Source organism: Vibrio sp. MMG023 (assembly GCF_021654215.1).
In the GTDB taxonomy this organism is placed as follows: domain Bacteria; phylum Pseudomonadota; class Gammaproteobacteria; order Enterobacterales; family Vibrionaceae; genus Vibrio; species Vibrio jasicida.
On the sequence record NZ_JAKFZP010000039.1, the window covers coordinates 1 to 320 of the forward strand.

Genomic DNA, 320 nt, shown 5'->3' on the forward strand with positions numbered 1-320 from the left:
GAGACGATACTGGGTCTGTAGCTCAGGTGGTTAGAGCGTTCGCCTGATAAGCGAGAGGTCGGTGGTTCGAGTCCACTCAGACCCACCAATTTCTTTTGAAATTGGTATGCAGTATCGACACCTTGATGGGGCTATAGCTCAGCTGGGAGAGCGCCTGCCTTGCACGCAGGAGGTCTGCGGTTCGATCCCGCATAGCTCCACCATCTTTAAGTGTTCTTGAAAAAGAATCTTTAAAAATGGTTTTCATCAGAAAATCTAGCTCTTTAACAATTTGGAAAGCTGACAAAGTAATCTTTAAGATTACTTGTAAAGTTCTCAAT

2 tRNA genes are annotated in these 320 nt (G+C 44.7%); both read left to right on the plus strand.

Going from position 1 to position 320, the window contains the following annotated elements:
• The first annotated feature begins 11 nt into the window (after positions 1-11).
• Positions 12-88 (plus strand) — tRNA-Ile (locus tag L1076_RS26905).
• A 39-nt stretch (positions 89-127) separates the two neighbouring features.
• Positions 128-203, plus strand: a tRNA-Ala gene (locus tag L1076_RS26910).
• The last annotated feature ends 117 nt before the right edge of the window (positions 204-320 follow it).